The organism is Streptomyces sp. NPDC093510, from assembly GCF_040683555.1.
Lineage (GTDB): Bacteria > Actinomycetota > Actinomycetes > Streptomycetales > Streptomycetaceae > Streptomyces.
On sequence record NZ_JBFBEE010000039.1, the window covers coordinates 1 to 18,804 of the forward strand.

Annotated in this window: 22 protein-coding genes, 1 tRNA gene and 1 riboswitch; of the genes, 15 read left to right on the forward strand and 8 right to left on the reverse strand. The window is 69.4% G+C overall.

The window, feature by feature from the left end:
- Positions 1 to 127: 127 nt before the first annotated feature.
- Together AB0N81_RS38640 and AB0N81_RS38645 are read right to left on the reverse strand one after the other, a co-directional pair.
- The gene (locus AB0N81_RS38640; protein WP_365367008.1) at positions 128 to 712 is read right to left on the reverse strand and encodes an isochorismatase family protein; all 585 of its coding nucleotides are present in this window, start codon (positions 710 to 712) and stop codon (positions 128 to 130) included.
- Between the two features lie 86 nt (positions 713 to 798).
- Positions 799 to 2,127 carry a nicotinate phosphoribosyltransferase gene (locus tag AB0N81_RS38645; RefSeq protein ID WP_365367010.1) on the reverse strand — a complete coding sequence of 443 codons (1,329 nt, stop codon included), beginning with the start codon at positions 2,125 to 2,127 and terminating at the stop codon, positions 799 to 801.
- Positions 2,128 to 2,218: 91 nt separating this feature from the next.
- On the opposite strand from AB0N81_RS38645, the gene clpS reads away from it, so the two are divergent.
- From clpS to AB0N81_RS38695, 10 genes are all read left to right on the forward strand, one after another.
- On the forward strand, positions 2,219 to 2,533 hold the full coding sequence (gene clpS / locus AB0N81_RS38650) for an ATP-dependent Clp protease adapter ClpS (protein WP_365367012.1): 315 nt from the start codon (positions 2,219 to 2,221) through the stop codon (positions 2,531 to 2,533).
- 25 nt (positions 2,534 to 2,558) lie between these two features.
- Positions 2,559 to 3,161: a DUF2017 domain-containing protein gene (locus AB0N81_RS38655; protein WP_365367014.1), complete on the forward strand. Its 603-nt coding sequence runs from the start codon at positions 2,559 to 2,561 to the stop codon at positions 3,159 to 3,161.
- A 372-nt stretch (positions 3,162 to 3,533) separates the two neighbouring features.
- Positions 3,534 to 5,042, forward strand: coding sequence for an amino acid permease (locus AB0N81_RS38660; protein ID WP_365367016.1), 1,509 nt, complete (start codon positions 3,534 to 3,536; stop codon positions 5,040 to 5,042).
- Between the two features lie 118 nt (positions 5,043 to 5,160).
- Positions 5,161 to 5,583 (forward strand): M67 family metallopeptidase, encoded by a 423-nt coding sequence (locus AB0N81_RS38665; RefSeq protein ID WP_365367018.1) that lies wholly within the window; start codon positions 5,161 to 5,163, stop codon positions 5,581 to 5,583.
- A riboswitch (cobalamin riboswitch) is annotated at positions 5,556 to 5,714 on the forward strand. Its footprint overlaps the gene before it by 28 nt.
- Positions 5,715 to 5,757: 43 nt before the next feature.
- Complete coding sequence (locus AB0N81_RS38670) at positions 5,758 to 6,732, forward strand: ABC transporter substrate-binding protein (protein ID WP_365367020.1); 975 nt, start codon at positions 5,758 to 5,760, stop codon at positions 6,730 to 6,732.
- Positions 6,729 to 7,757, forward strand: coding sequence for an iron ABC transporter permease (locus AB0N81_RS38675; RefSeq protein WP_365367022.1), 1,029 nt, complete (start codon positions 6,729 to 6,731; stop codon positions 7,755 to 7,757). Before AB0N81_RS38670 ends, AB0N81_RS38675 begins: the two co-directional genes overlap by 4 nt.
- Positions 7,754 to 8,548: an ABC transporter ATP-binding protein gene (locus AB0N81_RS38680; protein ID WP_365367024.1), complete on the forward strand. Its 795-nt coding sequence runs from the start codon at positions 7,754 to 7,756 to the stop codon at positions 8,546 to 8,548. Before AB0N81_RS38675 ends, AB0N81_RS38680 begins: the two co-directional genes overlap by 4 nt.
- Before the next feature lie 66 nt (positions 8,549 to 8,614).
- Positions 8,615 to 8,725, forward strand: coding sequence for a putative leader peptide (locus AB0N81_RS38685; RefSeq protein ID WP_362987213.1), 111 nt, complete (start codon positions 8,615 to 8,617; stop codon positions 8,723 to 8,725).
- A gap of 145 nt (positions 8,726 to 8,870) precedes the next feature.
- Complete coding sequence (locus tag AB0N81_RS38690) at positions 8,871 to 9,149, forward strand: MoaD/ThiS family protein (protein WP_365367026.1); 279 nt, start codon at positions 8,871 to 8,873, stop codon at positions 9,147 to 9,149.
- Between the two features lie 12 nt (positions 9,150 to 9,161).
- Positions 9,162 to 10,115 carry a cysteine synthase gene (locus AB0N81_RS38695; protein ID WP_365367028.1) on the forward strand — a complete coding sequence of 318 codons (954 nt, stop codon included), beginning with the start codon at positions 9,162 to 9,164 and terminating at the stop codon, positions 10,113 to 10,115.
- Between the two features lie 98 nt (positions 10,116 to 10,213).
- Here the strand turns inward: AB0N81_RS38695 and AB0N81_RS38700 are convergent, their stop codons facing one another.
- Positions 10,214 to 10,672, reverse strand: coding sequence for a type II toxin-antitoxin system PemK/MazF family toxin (locus AB0N81_RS38700; protein WP_365367030.1), 459 nt, complete (start codon positions 10,670 to 10,672; stop codon positions 10,214 to 10,216).
- A gap of 195 nt (positions 10,673 to 10,867) precedes the next feature.
- On the opposite strand from AB0N81_RS38700, the gene AB0N81_RS38705 reads away from it, so the two are divergent.
- A complete protein-coding gene (locus AB0N81_RS38705; protein WP_365367032.1) occupies positions 10,868 to 11,620 on the forward strand; it encodes an MBL fold metallo-hydrolase in 753 nt (250 codons plus the stop codon).
- A gap of 72 nt (positions 11,621 to 11,692) precedes the next feature.
- On the opposite strand, the gene AB0N81_RS38710 is transcribed toward AB0N81_RS38705, so the two are convergent.
- Together AB0N81_RS38710 and AB0N81_RS38715 are read right to left on the reverse strand one after the other, a co-directional pair.
- Positions 11,693 to 12,970: a PTS transporter subunit EIIC gene (locus AB0N81_RS38710; RefSeq protein WP_365367034.1), complete on the reverse strand. Its 1,278-nt coding sequence runs from the start codon at positions 12,968 to 12,970 to the stop codon at positions 11,693 to 11,695.
- 254 nt (positions 12,971 to 13,224) lie between these two features.
- Positions 13,225 to 14,538, reverse strand: a complete 1,314-nt coding sequence (locus AB0N81_RS38715) for a PTS transporter subunit EIIC (RefSeq protein ID WP_365367036.1) — start codon at positions 14,536 to 14,538, stop codon at positions 13,225 to 13,227.
- A gap of 224 nt (positions 14,539 to 14,762) precedes the next feature.
- On the opposite strand from AB0N81_RS38715, the gene AB0N81_RS38720 reads away from it, so the two are divergent.
- The 4 genes from AB0N81_RS38720 (at position 14,763) to rdgB (ending at position 17,154) form a co-directional block, all read left to right on the forward strand.
- Entirely contained in the window at positions 14,763 to 15,038 is a 276-nt protein-coding gene (locus tag AB0N81_RS38720) for a PTS glucose/sucrose transporter subunit IIB (protein ID WP_365367131.1), read from the forward strand.
- Between the two features lie 80 nt (positions 15,039 to 15,118).
- Positions 15,119 to 15,859, forward strand: a complete 741-nt coding sequence (gene rph / locus AB0N81_RS38725) for a ribonuclease PH (RefSeq protein WP_365367038.1) — start codon at positions 15,119 to 15,121, stop codon at positions 15,857 to 15,859.
- A 108-nt stretch (positions 15,860 to 15,967) separates the two neighbouring features.
- The gene (locus AB0N81_RS38730; RefSeq protein ID WP_365367040.1) at positions 15,968 to 16,363 is read left to right on the forward strand and encodes a hypothetical protein; all 396 of its coding nucleotides are present in this window, start codon (positions 15,968 to 15,970) and stop codon (positions 16,361 to 16,363) included.
- Between the two features lie 188 nt (positions 16,364 to 16,551).
- Entirely contained in the window at positions 16,552 to 17,154 is a 603-nt protein-coding gene (gene rdgB / locus AB0N81_RS38735; RefSeq protein ID WP_365367042.1) for an RdgB/HAM1 family non-canonical purine NTP pyrophosphatase, read from the forward strand.
- 51 nt (positions 17,155 to 17,205) lie between these two features.
- Here rdgB and AB0N81_RS38740 read toward each other — a convergent pair.
- From AB0N81_RS38740 to AB0N81_RS38750, 3 genes are all read right to left on the reverse strand, one after another.
- Positions 17,206 to 17,281: transfer RNA gene (locus AB0N81_RS38740), tRNA-Leu, on the reverse strand.
- Between the two features lie 11 nt (positions 17,282 to 17,292).
- A complete protein-coding gene (locus AB0N81_RS38745) occupies positions 17,293 to 18,135 on the reverse strand; it encodes an HNH endonuclease (RefSeq protein WP_365367044.1) in 843 nt (280 codons plus the stop codon).
- The gene (locus AB0N81_RS38750; protein ID WP_365367046.1) at positions 18,132 to 18,752 is read right to left on the reverse strand and encodes an HNH endonuclease; all 621 of its coding nucleotides are present in this window, start codon (positions 18,750 to 18,752) and stop codon (positions 18,132 to 18,134) included. The genes AB0N81_RS38745 and AB0N81_RS38750 overlap by 4 nt, the downstream gene beginning before the upstream one ends.
- Positions 18,753 to 18,804 lie beyond the last annotated feature (52 nt).

Here is an 18,804-nt window from a genome sequence, read left to right on the forward strand (position 1 = left end):
GGCCCGGGGGTCCGGTGGGGCGGGTCCCGCAGTTCCCCGCGCCCCTGGGTCGTCCTCCTCGCCGCCCGGCCGAAGGTGCTGTCAGGGGCGCGGGGAACTGCGCGCCCTGCCCCCACCGGGCCGCCGGTCACACGACGGGCTTGCCGATGAGCCTCACCCCGGCCGAGCCCAGCTCGGCCACCGCGGCCTCCGTCGTCGCCCCGCCGACCCCCGCGGTCAGATCCAGCAGTACGGTGGTCCCGAACCCTTCCCGCACCGCGTCGAGCGCGGTGGCGCGAACGCAGTGGTCCGTGGCGATGCCGACCACGTCGACCTCGGTGATGTCCCGCTCCCGCAGCCACTCCGCCAAGGAGACCCCGTTCTCGTCCGCGCCCTCGAAGCCGCTGTACGCCGCGGAGTAGGCACCCTTGTCGAAGACCGCGTCGATGCCGCCCGAGGCGACCGCGGGCGCGAAGTTCGGGTGGAAGCCGATGCCCTCCGTGCCGGCCACGCAGTGCGGCGGCCAGGAGTCGACGAAGTCCGGCCGGTCGGAGAAGTGGGCGCCCGGATCGATGTGGTGGTCGCGGGTGGCCACCACGTGGCGGTAGCCCGCCGGGGCCTGGCCGATCAGCTCGGTGATGCCGGCGGCCACGTCCGCGCCGCCGGCGACCGCGAGGCTGCCGCCTTCGCAGAAGTCGTTCTGCACGTCTACGACGATCAGTGCGCGGCGCATGGCGGGTTTCCTTCTGCTGGGGGACTACGAGCGTAGAGACTTCGGGTGCGTTGCGGGAGAGGGCGAGGGAAGCACCCGGCGCGGGATCACACGTACTCGGTCGGAATGACCGCTTCGCCTCGCGAGAGCTGCGTCGCCGACAGGGGGAGTCCGGCGCGCGCGGCGGCGTGCCGGTCGCGGACCGCGTCGAGCGGCTCGCGGGCCACGACCTCGCCGCCCTTGACCAGCTCGACCAGGAGCTGCCGGTCCGCGAGCGAGGTCGGCACGGCGCCGGTGCCGACGACCTCGGCCTCGGCGATCCCGTACGCGTCGGCCCGGCGCGCGGCCCACTTGCGGCCGCCCACCGACGACTTGGCGCCCAGCGACTTCTTCGCCACGGGCTCCAGGGGGGCCTTCGGGTCCGCCGAGTGCGCGCGGGCCACCAGCTTGTAGACCATGGAGCAGGTCGGGTGCCCGGAGCCGGTGACGAGCTGGGTGCCCACGCCGTACGCGTCCACGGGCGCCGCCGCGAGCGAGGCGATGGCGTACTCGTCGAGGTCGGAGGTCACGACGATCTTCGTGTCCGTCGCGCCGAGCTCGTCCAGCTGCTGGCGCACCCGGTGGGCGACGAGCAGCAGGTCGCCGGAGTCGATGCGGACGGCGCCGAGCTCGGGCCCCGCGACCTCGACGGCGGTGCGGACCGCCTCGGTGACGTCGTAGGTGTCCACGAGGAGGGTGGTGTTCCGGCCGAGCGAGTCGACCTGGGCGCGGAACGCGTCGCGTTCGCTGTCGTGCAGCAGGGTGAAGGCGTGGGCGCTGGTGCCGACGGTCGGGATGCCGTAGCGGAACCCGGCGGCCAGGTCGGACGTGGTCGCGAAGCCGCCGACGTACGCGGCGCGGGAGGCGGCCACGGCGGCCAGCTCGTGGGTGCGGCGGGCGCCCATCTCGATCAGCGGGCGCTCGCCGGCGGCCGAGGACATGCGGGAGGCGGCGGCCGCGATGGCCGAGTCGTGGTTGAGGATGGAGAGGATCACGGTCTCCAGGAGCACGCACTCCGCGAAGGACCCCTCGACCCGCAGGATCGGCGAGCCGGGGAAGTAGACCTCACCCTCGGGGTAGCCCCAGATGTCGCCCTTGAAGCGGTAGCCGGCCAGCCATTCGAGGGTCGCCTCGTCGACGATGTCCCGCTCGCGCAGGAAGCCGAGGACGTCGGGGTCGAAGCGGAAGTTCTCCACGGCGTCCAGGACCCGGCCGGTGCCGGCCACCACTCCATAGCGCCGCCCCTCGGGCAGTCTGCGGGTGAAGACCTCGAAGACCGAACGCCGGTCGCCGGTGCCGGCCCTCAGCGCCGCCTGCAGCATCGTCAGCTCGTACTGGTCCGTGAAGAGCGCTGTCGACGGAACATCCACCGGCAGGCCAAGGTCCGCTGTGTTCATATGAGGGATGCTACCCCCAATCTCGTCACTCTGACGATTTCGATGGCCGGGCGGGAGGCCATTTGTGCGAGGGCCCCTCCGGGGTGGCAGCATGGGGCAGGTGAGTACGGCTCCCGCAGAAATCACACGCCCGGAATCGGACGAAGAGGCGCTCGTCGTCCCCGAACCGGACGTCCCCTGGATCACGCTCGTGCACAACGACCCGGTCAACCTGATGAGCTACGTGACGTACGTGTTCCAGACGTACTTCGGGTACTCGAAGGAGAAGGCCACGAAGCTGATGATGGACGTGCACCAGAAGGGCCGCGCGGTCGTCTCCAGTGGCACCCGCGAGGAGATGGAGCGCGACGTACAGGCCATGCACGGGTACGGGCTGTGGGCCACCCTCCAGCAGGACCGCAAGTAGCGGACCGGAAGTAGCGACGCATCTGATGCCAGGACAATTCGAAGCGATTCCAGGGGGCGGCGCCGCCGTCGCGCTCGACGAGGTCGAGATCTCGATCATCCGCTCCCTCGCCGTGCAGCTCCTGGAGCTCATCGGTCCGGGACCGGGCGGCGAGGTCTCCGACGACCCGCTCGCGGAGCTCTTCGCCGAGGGGCCGAGCGAACCGCCGGCCGACCCGGTGATGCAGCGTCTGCTGCCCGACGCGTACGGCGGCCCGGGGAGCGAGGACGGGGCGAGCGACGCGGACGAACTGCGGGCGTATTCGTCGGAATTCCGCCGTTTCACGGAGAACGACCTGCGGGCCAAGAAGCGCGACGACGCCCTGGCCGTCATCCGTTCGCTCGACTCGATGACGGCGTCGGGCGAGGGCGGAGCTGTCCTGAAACTGTCGGTCGAGGAGTCCCGGCACTGGCTGGGAGCCCTCAACGACCTCCGTCTCGCGATCGGCACGCGCCTCGAGGTCAGCGACGAGGAGGACGCCGACCTGCTCTACCGGCTCCCCGACTCCGACCCCCGCAAGCCGATGGTGATGGCCTATCTCTGGCTCGGCGGACTACAGGAAACGCTGGTCGGGACGTTGCTGGACTGATTCCGGGCAGAATTCCGTGCACAGGGCAGCGAAATTTGTTGTAGTAGACAGGTTCCGTTCACGCGGCGGCCTGTTCGCTCAGCGGAGTCTCAAATCCGGATAACGATCCCGTCACTTCATTGCCCGCCTTTGTGGTGTCAAGTGCACTTTGTCCGCTTCTCCCTGTGGTGTGCGTCACAGGTGGCTCATTCCCTCACTGTTGCCGCCGTGATAAATCTTCACGACCACTCGGCTACGCCACCCATGTCGCCGAGGGCGCTCGAGCCGGCAGACCGCCGGTAGCACTCCATTCGTATCCGGGGGGATCAGGACCTGATCCGCAGCCACAACGCAGATGTGCGGGCGCGGATCAGCATGGAGAAAGGCGTCACCATGACCTCAGTGCAGGTCGAAGAGCAGCACGACGAGCACGGCGGCAACGGTGTCGCGCAGGACGGCTCGTCCGGCGAGGGTTACCAGCGCGGGCTCGGAGCCCGGCAGATCCAGATGATCGCGATCGGCGGTGCCATCGGCACCGGCCTGTTCCTCGGCGCGGGCAAGGCCATCCACAAGGCCGGCCCCAGCCTCATCCTGGCGTACGCCATCGCGGGCCTCGTCATCTTCTTCATCATGCGGGCGCTCGGCGAGCTCCTCATGTACCGGCCCGTGTCCGGCTCCTTCTCGGAGTACGCACGCGAGTTCATGGGCCCGTTCTTCGGATTCGTGACCGGCTGGACGTACTGGCTCTTCTGGGTCGTCACCGGCATCACGGAAGTGACAGCGGCCGCCCAGTACATGCAGTACTGGACACATGGCTCCGTCCCACAATGGGCGTACGCGCTGATCTTCACCGTCATCCTGTACGGCGCGAACCTCATCTCCGTGAAGCTCTTCGGTGAGCTGGAGTTCTGGTTCTCGATGGTCAAGGTCACCGCCATCATCGGCATGATCCTGATCTGCATCGGCATCCTCACCATCGGCTTCTCCGACGCCGGTGACACCGCGACCGTGGCCCACCTGTGGAACCAGGGCGGTTTCTTCCCCAACGGCATCGGCTCCACGCTGATGACCCTGCAGATCGTGATGTTCGCCTTCCTCGCCGTCGAGCTCGTCGGCGTCACCGCGGGCGAGTCCAAGGACCCGAAGACCGTCCTGCCCAAGGCCATCAACACCGTGCCGTGGCGCATCGCCGTCTTCTACGTCGGCGCGCTCATCATGATCCTGTCGGTCGTCCCGTGGACGCACTTCCAGCCCGGCGTCTCGCCGTTCGTCGCGGCCTTCGAGAAGATGGGCCTCGGCGTCGGCGCCGCGATCGTGAACTTCGTGGTCCTCACCGCCGCACTCTCCTCCTGCAACTCCGGCATGTACTCCACCGGCCGCATGCTGCGCGACCTCGCGCTCAACGGCCAGGGCCCGAAGTTCTTCACCAAGCTCACGAAGAACGGCCTGCCGCTGATCGGCACCACGGCCTCCGCCGCGTTCATGCTGGTCGGCGTCTGGATCAACTACCAGTGGCCGGGCGAGGCGTTCAACTACGTCGTCTCCTTCGCGACCATCTCCGGCATGTGGGCCTGGATCATGATCCTGGCCTGCCAGATCCGCTACCGCCGCAAGGCCGACCGCGGCGAGCTGCCGCAGTCCACCTTCCGGGCCCCGGGCGCCCCGTACACGAGCTGGTTCGCCCTCCTCTTCATCGGCATGGTCATCGTGATGATGGGCGTCGACAAGGACGCGCGGATCTCCCTGTACGCCGCTCCGGTCTGGGCCGCGATCCTCACGGTCGCCTACCTGGTCCTCAAGAGCCGCAACCCGCAGGCCGCGGCGTTCAACAAGCGGAAGTTCGGCCTCTCCGAGGACGCCTCCGCCGGTGCCTCCGACGGCGACCGCCTCTCCAAGGACTGACCGCCTCTCCAAGGCTGACCGCCAGGACTGACCGGCTCCCCAAGGCCGCTGTCCAGCATTCGGGCCCGCTCGTACCACACTTCGGTACGGGTGGGCCCCTCTGCTTATCCTGGCTGCCATGCTGACCATCACCCAGGCCCTTTACGACCAGATCGTCGCGCACGCGCGCCAGGACCACCCCGACGAGGCCTGCGGCATGGTCGCGGGCCCGGAGGGCACCGGCCGCCCCGAGCGGTTCATCCCGATGCTGAACGCCGCGCGCTCGCCCACGTTCTACGAGTTCGACTCGGGTGACCTGCTCAAGCTCTACCGCGAGCTCGACGACCGCGACGAGGAGCCCGTGATCGTCTACCACTCGCACACCGCGACCGAGGCCTACCCCTCGCGCACCGACATCACGTACGCCAACGAACCCGGCGCCCACTACGTCCTGGTCTCCACCGCGGACACCGACGACGCGGGCCCCTTCCAGTTCCGCTCGTTCCGGATCGTGGACGGAGAGGTCACCGAGGAAGAGGTAAAGGTCGTACAGGCATACTGAGCTTTACTCACGAGGGCGGCGGGAGCCAGGAAGCCGGTGCGAACCCGGCACGGTCCCGCCACTGTGACCCCGCCCCCCGGCACGCGCCGGGGCGGGGGAGTCAGGAACTGACCTGCCGCCCTTCTCCACGCAACGCAGGGGACGCGGAAATCCCCTGGAGGAGGCAGTTCAGCCATGTCCCGCCCGATACGCGCCCTGGCCGCCGCGGCCCTGCTCGTCCCGCTCGCCGCGTGCTCGTCCTCGGACTCCGGCCGTGACGCGAAGCCCGCGGCCAAGGCCGCCGGATTCCCGTACACCGTCACCAACTGCGGCGTGAGGACGACGTACGACGCACCGCCGAAGCGCGCCGTCACCATGAACCAGCACACCACCGAAGTGATGCTGGAACTCGGCCTCAAGGACCACATCGCGGGCACCGCCTACCTCGACGACAAGGTCCTCCCGAAGTATGAGAAGGCGTACGGCTCGATCCCCGTGCTCGCCAAGGAGTACCCCTCCTACGAGAAGCTGCTCGCCGCCAACCCCGACTTCGTCTACGGCGGATACGCGAGCGCCTTCCTCGCCGGTGAGGGCCGCAGCCGCTCGGCGCTCGCCAAGTCCGGCATCGAAAGCCGCCTCAACGTAGAGGGCTGCGCCAAGAAGTCCGTCTCCATGGACGACGTCTACCGCGAGATCCGCGAGGTCGGCTCCACCTTCGGGGTGCGGGCCCGCGCCGACAAGTGGGTGAAGGGCGCCCAGCGCGAACTGGCCGCCACCGCCGAGAAGACGAAGGCCAAGGCCAAGGGCGGAAAGCCGCTCTCCGTCTTCGTCTACGACAGCGGCGACAAGACCGCGTTCACGGCGGGCGGCCGCGGTATCGGCAACGACATCATCGAGCGGGCGGGCGGCCGCAACATCTTCGCCCACGTCGACAAGTCCTTCAGCGACGCGTCCTGGGAGACCGTCGTGAAGAACAGGCCCGAGGCCATCGTGATCCTCGACTACGGCGCCACGACCGTCGCCCAGAAGAAGAAGCGGCTCCTGGACGACCCGGTCCTCCAGGACGTCCCCGCCATCAAGAACAAGCGCTTCGCGGTCCTGCCGCTCTCGGACATGGTCACGGGAGTACGAGCACCCGAGGCGGTGAGGAAGCTGGCGGCACAGCTGTGAAGCGACTGCGCTACACCACGGTCACCGCGACGCTCTGCGCGGCTCTCGCGGTGGCCCTCGTGGCCGGACTCGCCCTCGGCTCCGTCCGCATCCCCACCGCCGACGTCCTGGAGATCCTCACAGGCCGCGCGGAACCCTCCCCGTTCCGGACCATCGTGCTGGACGTCCGCCTCCCCAGAGTCCTGCTCGGGGCGACCGTGGGGGCCGGACTCGCCGTCATCGGCACCGTCCTCCAGGCCCTCGTCCGCAACCCGCTCGCCGACCCGTTCCTGCTCGGCGTCTCCTCGGGCGCCTCCGTCGGCGCCGTCTGCGCGATCGTCCTCGGCGGCGTCTTCGGACTCGGCGCGAGCCTGTCGACCACCGTCACGATCCCCGCCGCCTCCTTCGCGGGCGCCCTGCTCTCCCTGATCCTCGTCTACGCCCTGGCCAGGAGCGGCGGCGGCTTCGCCACCGGGCGCCTGATCCTCGCCGGCGTCGCCGTCTCGTACATCCTGACCGCGCTGACCAGCCTCATCCTCGTCACCGCCGACAGCGCGGACCACCTCAAGGAAGTCCTGTACTGGACGCTGGGCGGCCTCGGCAGCGCCCGCTGGGACATGCTCGCCCTGCCCTGCGCCACCCTCGTCGCAGGCACGGCCCTCCTGATGTCCATGGCCCGGCCCCTCGACCTGCTCCTCGCGGGGGAGGAGGGCGCCACCGTCCTCGGCCTGGACGCCGCCCGGTTCCGCGTCGGCGTCTTCGTCCTCGCCTCGCTCCTGACCGGCGTGCTCGTCGCGTACAGCGGAGCCATCGGCTTCGTCGGGCTGATGGTGCCGCACGCCGCCCGCATGCTCGTCGGCGCCGCGCACCGCGCGCTGCTCCCGGTCGTGGCCCTGATGGGCGCGGTGTTCCTGGTCGTCGCCGACCTCGCCGCACGTACCGTCGCCGCGCCGCAGGACATCCCCGTCGGCGTGCTCACCGCGCTGACCGGCGGCCCGTTCTTCCTGTGGCTGCTGCGGCGGCGGAACGAAGGAGTACCCGCGTGAACCCGGCCACGCCCTCCGGCGAACTGCGCACGGAAGCCCTCTCCTACGAGGTCGACGGCAGGCTCCTCGTGGACGCCGTCGACCTGACCGCCGCCCCCGGCGAGACCGTCGGCGTCGTCGGCCCCAACGGCAGCGGCAAGACGACCCTGCTCCGCTGCGTGTACGGCACCCTGCGCCCCACCGGCGGCCGCGCCCTCCTCGACGGCGACGACCTGCACACGATGACCCCGAAGGCCCGCGCCCGGCGCCTGGCCACCGTGCCGCAGGACGGACAGGCGGCGTTCGAGCTGACCGTCCGGCAGGTGGTCGCCATGGGCCGCTCCCCGCACAAGCGGTTCTGGGAGGCGGACACGGCGGCCGACGAGGAGCTCGTCGCGGCGGCCCTCACCCGCGTCGGCGTCGAGGAGCTGGCCGACCGCGCGTTCCCCTCGCTGTCCGGCGGCGAGCGCCAGCGCGCCATGGTGGCCCGCGCGCTGGTGCAGCAGCCGACCCTCGTCGTCCTCGACGAGCCCACCAACCACCTCGACATCCGCTACCAGCTCGAAATCCTCTCCTTCGTGCGGGACTTGGGCACGACGAACCTCCTGGCCCTGCACGACCTGAACCTCGCGGCGTACTACTGCGACCGCCTCCACGTCCTCGACGGCGGCCGCCTCGTCGCCTCCGGAGCACCCAAGGAGGTCCTCACCGCCGAGCTCCTCGCCACCGTGTACGGCGTGACGGCCGAGGTCAGCACGCATCCGCTGACCGGCGCCCCCACCGTCGTCTATCTGCCGCCGCCCGCATCCTGAACGGATTCCGTCCATCAGCTGAGATCACATTCCGGGATCCGGACCGGGAATCGATACGATGACCGCATGGTTCCCCATGACGTGAGCGAAGAGACGCCGAGCGCACCGCCGGTGCTGCTTGTCGCGCGGCTGCACGTCGACCTGTGCCGCCTCGCCAGCGCGATCTGTTCCCGCTGAACAGATCCGCCGCCCGGCCGTGGGCCGCGGCGCCGCACCCCCGTACGCGGAGACACGCCACGTACGCCCCGCACCACCCCGCAAGCACAGCGCCGCCGCGCGCCCACCACCCGCACTTTCCCGCCCCCGACAGGAGCCCACAGCCATGGCCATCGAGGTCCGCATCCCGACCATCCTCCGCACCTACACCGACGGCGAGAAGGCCGTGCAGGGCAGCGGGGACACCCTCGCCGAGCTCTTCAGCGACCTCGACTCGCGGCACGCGGGCATCGCCGACCGCATCGTCGATGACGGCAAGCTCCGCCGTTTCGTGAACGTGTACCTCAACGACGAGGACGTCCGCTTCCTCGACGGCATCTCCACGAAGCTCTCCGACGGCGACAACGTCACGATCCTGCCGGCCGTCGCCGGCGGCATGGTCTAGGCCCGATCCCGGATGCCTCGCTACGACTCCCCGCTCGCCGCGGTCGGCAATACGCCGCTCGTCCGCCTGCCCCGGCTCTCCCCATCGGACTCCGTCCGCATCTGGGCCAAGCTGGAGGACCGCAACCCGACCGGTTCCATCAAGGACCGGCCCGCCCTCCACATGGTCGAACAGGCCGAGAAGGACGGCCGGCTGACGCCCGGCTGCACGATCCTGGAGCCGACCTCCGGCAACACCGGCATCTCGCTCGCCATGGCGGCCAGGCTCAAGGGCTACCGCATCGTGTGCGTCATGCCGGAGAACACCTCGCAGGAGCGGCGCGACCTGCTCGCCATGTGGGGCGCCGAGATCATCTCCTCACCGGCAGCGGGCGGCTCCAACACCGCCGTCCGCGTCGCCAAGGAGCTGGCCGCGGAGCACCCGGACTGGGTCATGCTCTACCAGTACGGCAACCCCGACAACGCGGGCGCCCACTACGCCACGACAGGCCCCGAGGTCCTCGCCGACCTCCCTTCGATCACCCACTTCGTGGCGGGCCTCGGCACCACAGGCACCCTCATGGGCGTCGGCCGCTACCTGCGCGAGCAGAAGCCCGACATCAAGATCGTCGCCGCCGAGCCGCGCTACGACGACCTCGTCTACGGCCTGCGCAACCTCGACGAGGGCTTCGTCCCCGAGCTGTACGACGCCTCCGTCCTGACCACCCGCTTCTCCGTCGGCTCCGCGGACGCCGTCACCCGCACCCGCGAGCTCCTCCAACAGGAGGGCATCTTCGCGGGCGTCTCCACGGGCGCCGCCCTGCACGCGGCGATCGGCGTCGGCAAGAAGGCGGTGGCGGCGGGCGAGTCCGCCGACATCGTCTTCGTCGTGGCCGACGGCGGCTGGAAGTACCTGTCGACGGGCGTCTACACGGCCCCGACGACCGAGGCGGCCATCGAGACGCTGCAGGGCCAGTTGTGGGCGTAGGGCTCTGACCGCCCCCGGGGAACCGTTCATCACCGGCTCCGCCGAGTTGGTCCTCGAACGCCGGACGGGCTGGAATCCCAGCCCGTCCGGCGTTCGCGCTATCCCGCCAGATACCTGACCTGGTCCCAGAGCGCGGGGTCGACGACCCCGGCCCTGCGCCGGAACTCCCCGAGCGGCACGTCCCGCAGCTCATCGGGCTCCAGGAAACTGGGCCGCCCCTCCGCGTCACCCACCGAACCCGGCGGCAACGGAATCACGCCCGTGCGCTCGGCGTGGTACTTGCTGGTGATCTTCGCGACCCGTGCGCTCCGCCCGCGTACGGCCAGGACCAGACACGGCCGGTCCTTGCCGCCCGGCCCGTCCTCGTACGGCACACGCGCCCACCAGATCTCCGCCGGCCCCGGCGCGGGCAGCCGCCGACGGGGCCCCCGCGGCGGCCGCGTCCGGTCCTTCGGGCCGCTCCGCTTACGCGGCCCACGGCCCCAGCCGTCCACCAGCGTGACGACGAACGCGAGCACCACCACGGCGGCCAGCGCGAGCCACCACGACGTGTCCATACGACGACGGTACCGGCGCGGATCACGCACCGCCCACCGCTTCACGCCGGTCCCACAAGCCCCCCGAACCGGTGACAGCGCAGGTGAGTTCCCCCACAACGGCCCGCGACGGAGGAGCGACCAGGCCTTTTGCGCCTTACGCTCGATCCACCGCACACCCCCCAGCTCTCCTGCCAGCGCGGAGGTTCCAGCTTCATGAAGCTCACCGTCGTCGGCTGCTCGGGGTCGTTTCCCTCCGCGGACTCGGCCTGCTCGAGCTACCTCGTCGAGGCTGACGGCTTCCGGTTGCTGCTCGACATGGGCAATGGCGCCCTCGGCGAGCTGCAGCGCCACATCGGTCTGTACGACCTCGACGCGGTCTTCCTCAGCCATCTGCACGCCGATCACTGCATCGACATGTGCGCGTACTTCGTGGCCCGTTACTACCGGCACGAGGGCGGCCGCTGCGCCCCCATCCCGGTCTACGGCCCCGAAGGCACCGAGCAGCGCCTGACCACCGCGTACGCCGACACGCCCACCGCCTCCTCGATGAGCGAGGTGTTCGACTTCCACACGGTCAAGCCCGCCTCGTTCGACATCGGGCCCTTCTCGGTGCGCACAGAGAAGATGTGCCACCCCGTCGAGGCGTACGCCATCCGGGTCGAACACGCCGGGAAGTCCCTCACGTACTCCGGGGACACAGGGCCCTGCGAGCCCCTGGACGAACTCGCCACGGGCACCGACCTGTTCCTGTGCGAGGCCGCCTTCACCCACGGCAAGGAGAACATCCCCGACCTGCACCTGAACGGCCGCGAGGCGGGCGAGTCCGCCCGGCGCGCGGGTGCAGGAAGGTTGCTGCTCACCCACATCCCGCCGTGGACGGACCCCCAGGTCAACCTCGCCGACGCACGCGCGGTGTACGAGGGCCCGACCGCGCTGGCGGCGCCCGGCGCGACGTACGAGATCTGACGACAACGACAAGAGCCCCCGCCGTCACCGTGACGGCGGGGGCTCTTGTCGTACGTCGATGTCGGGCGGAGGCTACTTCGCCTCGGCCTTCTGGAGCTCTGCGAGCTCCTCGTCGGACTCGCGGCCCGGCGTCGGAAGGTTGAACTTGGTGATCGCGAAGCGGAACACCACGTAGTAGACCGCGGCGAAGCAGAGGCCCACCAGGGCCAGGCCCCACGGGTTCTTCGCGATGCCGAGGTTCAGGAGGAAGTCGACCGCGCCCGCCGAGAAGCCGAAGCCGTCCTTCATGCCGAGCGCCCAGGTCAGCGCCATGGAGACACCGGTGAGCACCGCGTGGATCGCGTACAGGACCGGCGCGATGAACATGAACGTGAACTCGATCGGCTCGGTCACACCGGTCACGAACGCGGTGGCCGCGAGCGAGAACATCATGCCGCCGACGACCTTGCGGCGCTCGGGACGGGCGCAGTGGACGATCGCGAGGCAGGCCGCAGGAAGGGCGAACATCATGATCGGGAAGAAGCCGGTCATGAACTGGCCCGCGGACGGGTCGTGGTGCAGGAAGCGCGCGATGTCGCCGTGGTAGTCGACGCCACCGTCGTTGTACGTGCCCGCCTGGAACCACGGGAAGGAGTTCAGGAGGTGGTGCATGCCCACGGGGATCAGCGCGCGGTTGGCGACACCGAAGACACCCGCGCCCACGGCGCCCGAACCGACCAGCCACTCACTGAAGTTGTGGATGCCGGTGCCGAGGACCGGCCAGATCAGGCCGAAGACGATGCCCGCGACCAGACCCGCGAAGGCGGACAGGATCGGGACGAGACGGCGGCCGCCGAAGAAGCCGGCCCAGTCGGGCAGCTTGGTCCGGTAGAACTTCTGGTACAGCAGGGCGACGATGATGCCCATGACCACACCGCCGAGCACACCGGCGTTGACCGGCGCCTCGTTCATGACGATCTTGCCGTCGACGACGGAGGCGACCTTCGGCAGGTTCTTGTCCGTGAAGGTGGCGAGCACCTTCTGGAAGACCAGGTAGCCGGTCACGGCCGCGAGGGCCGTCGAGCCGTCCGACTTCTTCGCGAAGCCGATCGCGATGCCGACGCAGAACAGCAGCGCCATGTTGTCGAGCAGCGCGCCACCGCCCGCAGCCATGTAGCTCGCGAGCTTGTTGACGAAGGTCGGGAACGACTCCTTGCCGAGCATGTCGTCCTGGCCGAAACGGACCAGGAGGGCTGCCGCGGGCAGCACGGCGACCGGCAGCATGAGGCTGCGGCCGATGCGCTGCATGACAGCCATCACGCCGGCGCCCTTCTTCTTCTCGGCCGCGGGAGCGGAACTGGCCGTGGACACAACTTCCTCCAGTGGGCAAGGCGCCGCCTGGGGACATGGAAGTGGGGGACGGCGGCGTCTCCGGGGGACGCGGCGAGATGGCCGCGTGGTCTACACCATTAGTGGTGTAGACCTGTTGTAGCACGGTGAAGGTGGCGTAAGGAACCTGCGATTCCTGTTACCTGGGCCATATCCGGAAATGACCGGACGAAGCCCCCGGGCCAGGGGTCCGGGGGCCGGCTGAAGACGGCGACGAGCACGCCGCCCGGGGGAAGTTACGCCTTGGTCTGCTCCCTGTCCAAGGCCTCCGCCTCCTCCTCCGGTTCACGTCCCGGAGTGTGCAGATCGAACTTGATGATGACGAAGCGGAACAGCGCGTAGTACACGACGGCGAAGCACAGACCGATCGGAATGATCAGCCATGGCTTGGTCGCCAGACTCCAGTTGATGACGTAGTCGATCAGTCCCGCCGAGAAGCTGAAGCCGTCCTTCACCCCCAGCGCCCACGTCACCGCCATCGACACACCGGTCAGCACCGCGTGGATCGCGTACAGCACCGGCGCGATGAACAGGAACGAGTACTCCAGCGGTTCGGTGATGCCCGTGACGAACGACGTCAGGCCCACCGAGAGCATCAGACCGCCCACCACTTTGCGGCGCTCGGGGCGCGCGCAGTGCGTGATCGCGAGAGCCGCGGCGGGCAGCGCGAACATCATGATCGGGAAGAAGCCCGAGGTGAACTGGCCCGCCGTCGGGTCGCCCGCCAGGAACCGGTTGATGTCACCGTGCACGACCGTGCCGTCCGGCTTCGTGAAGTCACCGAACTGGAACCACACGAAGGTGTTCAGGAACTGGTGCATGCCCACCGTGAGCAGCGCGCGGTTGGCGACACCGAAGATGCCGGCGCCCAGCCAGTCCAGATCCACCAGCCACTTGGAGAAGCTCGTCAGCGCGTCACCGATGGGCGGCCAGATCCAGACGCAGAGACCCGCGAAGACCAGACCCACGAACGCCATGATGATCGGCACCAGACGGCGGCCGTTGAAGAAGCCGAGCCAGTCGACCAGCTTCACGCGGTGGTAGCGCTGCCAGAACCAGGCCGCGAGCAGCCCCATCACGATGCCGCCGAACACCCCCGGATTCTGGTACGCGGCCTGCGCCACCGTCCCGTCCTCCGCCACGCACACCCCGCTCCACATGCCCGCGCCGCCGAAGGTGGTGTCCTGCGGGCAGTCTTCGGGGAAGGCGCGCAGCACCGCGTAGTAGACGAGGAACCCGGTGACCGCCGCGAGCGCCGTGGAGCCGTCCGCCTTCTTCGCCATGCCGATCGCGACACCGATGCAGAACAGCAGGGGCAGACCGAGCGAGGAGTCGAGCAGCGAACCGCCCGCCGCCGCGAAGACCTTGGCGACGTTCGTCCAGCCGAGGCCGTCGTCCCCGAACACGTCGGGCTGCCCGAGCCGGTTGAGGATGCCGGCCGCGGGCAGGACCGCGATGGGCAGCTGAAGGCTTCGGCCCATCTTCTGCAGGCCCTGGAACAGGCCGTTCCACCACTTCTTCTGCGGCACCGCCGCGGCTGGGGAACTCATCGGCGTCCCTCCCGGAACAAGCCAGGTTTGGCGGTCGTTGAAAACTGGTGTAGACCAGTTGCGGAACGGGTGGGAGTGCCGCCCGATGAGGGACGGCACCTTGATCGTCATCATTGGGCACGACTGCCGTATCCGCTCGCGAAGATGGTCCAACCGTGCGTTACCGTGACGAAGCGGACCAGCGGTCGGTCGCGGCCGCGTCCTATGGCTGCGTCTCCCGGGGGTTGCCCCGGACCCCCAGCCGCAAGAAACACAGGGAGAAACACATGGCCAGCAAGGCTGAGAAGATCGTCGCCGGGCTCGGCGGCATCGACAACATCGAAGAGGTCGAGGGCTGCATCACCCGCCTCCGCACCGAGGTCAAGGACCCCGCCCTCGTCGACGACGCGGCCCTCAAGGCCGCAGGCGCCCACGGCGTCGTCAAGATGGGCACCGCCATCCAGGTCGTCATCGGCACCGACGCCGACCCGATCGCCGCGGACATCGAAGACATGATGTGAGTCACCGGACTCACTCGTGAGGGCCCCACCCCCCATAAAGGGGAAGGGGCCCTCACCCATGTCCGGATAGGCTCCACCGCATGTCCTCAACGCCCCGAATCGACGGCCGCACCCCCGACCAGCTCCGCCCGATCACCATCGAACGCGGCTGGAGCAAGCACGCCGAGGGATCCGTCCTCATCTCCTTCGGCGACACCAAAGTCTTCTGCACCGCCTCCGTCACCGAAGGCGTCCCCCGCTGGCGCAAGGGCAGCGGCGAGGGCTGGGTCACCGCCGAATACTCCATGCTGCCCCGCTCCACCAACACCCGCGGCGACCGCGAGTCCGTGCGCGGCAAGATCGGCGGCCGCACCCACGAGATCAGCCGCCTCATCGGCCGCTCGCTGCGCGCCGTCATCGACTACAAGGCGCTCGGCGAGAACACCATCGTCCTCGACTGCGACGTCCTCCAGGCCGACGGCGGCACCCGCACGGCCGCCATCACCGGGGCGTACGTGGCGCTGGCCGACGCCGTCGCCTGGGCCCAGGGCAAGAAGCTGATCAAGGCCGGCCGCAAGCCCCTCACCGGCACCGTCAGCGCCGTCTCCGTCGGCATCGTCGGCGGCGAACCGCTCCTCGACCTCTGCTACGAGGAAGACGTGAAGGCCGACACCGACATGAACGTCGTCGTCACCGGCGACGGCCGCTTCGTCGAGGTCCAGGGCACCGCCGAAGCCGAGCCCTTCGCCCGCAAGGAGCTCAACGCACTCCTCGACCTCGCGGTCGGCGGCTGCGAGGACCTCGCCGCGTTCCAGCGCGAGGCGCTGGAGGCGACGCGCTAGCGACGTAGGTCACGCAAGCAACCAACAACCCCCTGCCGGGCGTTGTTACGAGTACGGGCGCGCGGGAAAAGCCGCGCGCCCGTCCACACCCTGGGGAGGGACCGAACCATGGCCGCGCGCCACCGACGTATCGCCACCGCCGTCGCCACAGCCCTGATCGTCATTCCGGCCGGCGCAGGCCTCGTCGGCTGCGACGCCGTCGAGAAGGCCCTCGACTGCGTCCAGACCGCCGACACGATCGCCGACAGCGTCACCGACCTGCAGACGGCCGTCGAGAACGCCGGGGACAACCCGGCCGAGGCGGACAGGGCACTCGACGACATCGGCAAGAACCTCGACAAGATCGGCGACAAGACCGACAACACCGACGTCAACAAGGCCGTCGACGACCTCGACAAGGCCGTGGACAACGTCCGCGACGCCATCGACAAGGGCGACGCCACTCCGGACGTCTCCGGGGTCACCGACGCGGCCGGCGAACTGACGAAGGTCTGCACGCCGTAGGGGGGTGCGCGTAGGGGGGTGCACGTGGGTGAGCGCCCGTGAGCGAGCGCACCTGAGCGAGCACCCGTCAACGAGCGCACCTGAACGAGCGCCCGTGAACGAGCGCACCTGAGCTAGCGCACCTGAACGAGCGTCCGGGAGCGAGCGTCCGGCCCGAGGGGGTGCGGGAGGCGGCGATACTGGAAGGCATGACCCGCCTCATCCTCGCCACCCGCAACGCCGGCAAGATCACGGAACTCAGGGCGATCCTCGCCGACGCGGGCCTCACGCACGAGCTCGTCGGTGCGGAGGCCTACCCCGAGATCCCCGACGTCAAGGAAACCGGCGTCACCTTCGCCGAGAACGCCCTCCTCAAGGCCCACGCCCTCGCCCGCGCCACGGGTCTGCCCGCCGTCGCCGACGACTCGGGCCTTTGCGTCGACGTCCTCGGCGGCGCCCCCGGCATCTTCTCCGCCCGCTGGGCCGGCCGCCACGGCGACGACACCGCGAACCTGAACCTGCTCCTGGCCCAACTCTCCGACATCTCCGCGCCCCACCGCACCGCCCACTTCGCCTGCGCGGCGGCCCTGGCCCTCCCCGACGGCACGGAACGCGTGGTCGAGGGCCAACTGCGCGGAGTCCTCCGCGCCGCCCCCTCGGGCACGGGCGGCTTCGGCTACGACCCGATCCTCCAGCCGGACGGCGAGACGCGCACGTGCGCGGAACTGTCGGCGGCAGAAAAGAACGCGATCAGCCATCGGGGGGAGGCGTTCCGGGCGTTGGTGCCGGTGGTGCGGGAGTTGTTGGGCTGACGCCGGGTACGGCAAAGGGCGCGACATGATGTGTCGCGCCCTTTCGCCGCGTGGGCCCGGTGGGACTCGAACCCACGACACACCGGACCTAAACCGGCGCCCTCTTGGCCAGCTGGGGTACGGACCCGCCGGGTCACTCTACTGTGTCGTCCGCCGCCGGTTCGAGAAGGTCCTGGTCTGGCTGTGGCAGGAAGGGCAGAGGTATCGCAGGTTCTCGCGGCGGTTGTCCAGACGGTCGCCGTTGATGTGGTCGATTTCGAGGACGAGACGCTTGCCCTGCCAGACCTCACCCAATCCGCATGTCCCGCACACGCGTGGTGCGCAGACCTCGTCCAGGGCCCGGCGCAGCATGACGGTTCGAGTGCGGCACGCGTCCGGACCGAGCAGGACCAGGATCTCGGCCGCACTCCTGCGGTTGGTTCCGGGACGCCCCAGGTTGTGGCCCTGCCCGACGAAGTGAGCGGTCGAGAGCCCGTATGCCTCGATGCTGCGCAGCGCCCTGGCGCGCCCTGCCCCGCCGAACGGTGGCAGGTCGAGGGCCCGCAATACCGCGGCGAGTCCACGCGACTCGGCCACGGCTCGCGCGAGCTCCTCGTAGGGGAAGAGGGCATCTGTGGTTCTGCCTCGCCGCCAGGTGAAGTGACTCGTGTCGATCCCGAATTGGTCCAGCTTCTTCCTGACGTGCCAGTACGGGCCGTCCTCCGGCGGGATACCCATGTGCACGAACATGTCCCGGATGCTGAAGGAGTGGGCGGCAGCATCCGCCAGAATTTCCTTCGCGTAGGAACGGGCGGGGCGTGCCGGCAGCGGCTCCTCGCGGAAATGAGTGGTGTCGATGCCGTAATGCCGGAGGCGGTCACGCAGGTATCGGCGCGGCCCCGCACTCATCGGCGTTCCCAGCCGGTGCATCATGTCCACCAGGCTGGTGCATGTGGGGGCCACGCGAGCCAGTGTCGCCCTCGGATACTTGACCCTGCTCATGCCGCCCTCCGCTTGCGGCCGCGGTAAGTGTCCGTCACCGCGTGGCAGTTGGGGCAGATGAGCCGAAGATTTCCGGGGCGGTTGTCCCACCAGTCCCCGTTGATGTGGTCGACCTCGAGCCGGAGTGGCTTCCTGTTCCACTCGGTGCCGATTCCGCACACGGCGCACACTTCAGGTACGCCCGTCTGCAACAGCGCTCCGCGGAGTCGCGTGCCAGGGGTTCTTCCGGCATCCGGAGATCTCAGTGCGAGCACGGGCCCCCGAGACCCTTTGGGGCCGCCGCGTGGAGTGACGAAGTGCGAGGTGTCGATGCCGAGAGCGGCGATCCGGCGGCTGATGTGCGCATGATTCCCGCCCACGTTGCTGATACCGAGATGGCGTACCACCTCCTTCACGCTGGTGGATTGCGCCACGGCCGCACGAAGCCGCCGCTCGGTGTGGCGTACCCCCGGCCGAGGGAAGTGAGATGTGTCGATCCCCTCCGACGCCATCTTGCGGCGGAGGTAGCACCGGCTTCCGGACGTCGGCTCACCCCCGCACCACCGCACCGCCTCATCCCACGTCGCCGTCTCCCTGGCCGCTTCCTCCAGCAGCTCGCGGGTGTAGCGGATCGCCATGCCATCTCTCCCCTCCCGGCCACGCGTTCGCAGCCCGTACGGCCCAACGAAC